The organism is Stenotrophomonas sp. P5_B8 (assembly GCF_054049855.1).
In genome coordinates, this window is record NZ_JBFULO010000673.1 from 1 (window position 1) to 1,352 (window position 1,352).

The 1,352-nt window shown below is 67.5% G+C and carries 2 protein-coding genes; both read left to right on the plus strand.

Annotation, left to right across the window (positions count from 1 at the left end; translation table 11 throughout):
• The first annotated feature begins 103 nt into the window (after positions 1–103).
• Positions 104–481 (plus strand): SDR family oxidoreductase, encoded by a 378-nt coding sequence (locus tag ACXJKH_RS20565; protein WP_457322154.1) that lies wholly within the window; start codon positions 104–106, stop codon positions 479–481.
• Between the two features lie 105 nt (positions 482–586).
• Positions 587–1,352, plus strand: a 766-nt coding sequence (locus ACXJKH_RS20570; protein WP_457322156.1) for a hypothetical protein, incomplete at its 3' end; no start/stop codon positions are given.

Sequence of the window (1,352 nt, forward strand, 5' to 3'; positions counted from 1 at the left end):
GTCTACGTGTGCCGTCTCGCGATAATACTCGCAGCCCGACCGTTCGATACCCATACGTCGCCCGACCACCCTTCAGCGGCGAGCGGCTGAGGCACGTCTGCATGTGACGTCGATCCAGCGGCTACTGCCGCTGCATGACGCCACGATTGCCTATGCCGCAGCGAAGGCGGCGTTGTCCACCCACAGCAAGGCCCTCTCCAAGGAAGTCACCCCCAAGGGGGGGCGCGTGGTCCGCGTGTCGCCGGGCTGGATCGAGACAGACGCTGCGATCGCATTCGTCGGGCGGATTGCGTCCAATGCAGGCACAGATTATGAGGGCGCCAAACAGCAGGTCATGCAGGGGCTGGGCGGCATTCCGCTGGGGCTCCCGGCCAAGCCAGCCGAGGTGGCCGATCTGATTGCATTCCTGGTCTCGCCGCGGGCGGCGTCCATCTCCGGATCGGAGTACACGATCGACGGCGGCACTGTCCCGACCGCCTGAGGTTGCGTTGTGACCATCCGGGCCGCTCGCGCTCGCGACCTTCACAACTACCACGCCGCCCCGAATGCAACTATGAAGGCCGCGACCTGCCCCCCTCGGTAAACCATGCCCCACTTTCGCCGTCTTTTTGGTCGTTGGCTCCGCCTGCGTCGTCTTGTCCGTTGGCGCTGGCGTGAGCGCCAGGCCTCGGCACCGGCCATCGAGGCCACCGAGGGCCCCCTGCGCGCCGCGCTGTACAGCGTTGAACAGATGGAGGTCTACGGCCGCGCCCTTGCGCGCCAGCATCGGGTGCGGATGCGACCGGGCGCAGAGCGCCTGCTCGATCGCCTGCAAGCCAACGAGCGTGTCCTGGAAGACGCCAACACGCTGCTCAGCAACGTAGTACGCGAACAGCGGCCGGTGACCCCGGCCGGGGAATGGCTGCTCGACAACTACTACCTGATCGAAGAACAGATCCAGACCGCGCGACGTCACCTGCCGCGCGGCTACAGCCGGCAGTTGCCTTCCCTTGTCGCCGGCCCCTCGGCCGGGTTGCCGCGGGTGTATGAGCTGTCGATGCAGGCCATCGCGCATGGCGATGGCCGCATTGACGGCGATACGCTGGGCCGCTTCATCGCCTCGTACCAGTCGCTCGCGCCGCTGAGCCTGGGCGAACTGTGGGCCGTTCCGATCATGCTGCGCCTGGCCCTGCTGGAGAATCTGCGGCGCATGGCGGCGCGGGTGATGCGCGACGGGACGGACCGTGGCCTGGCTGCCCAATGGGCGGACAGCCTCAATCGCGCGGCGTCCGATACCCCGACCGATGTCGTCCTCGTGGTGGCCGACATGGCACGCTCCGAGCCGCCCTTGACCGGCGCGTTCATCGCTGAGC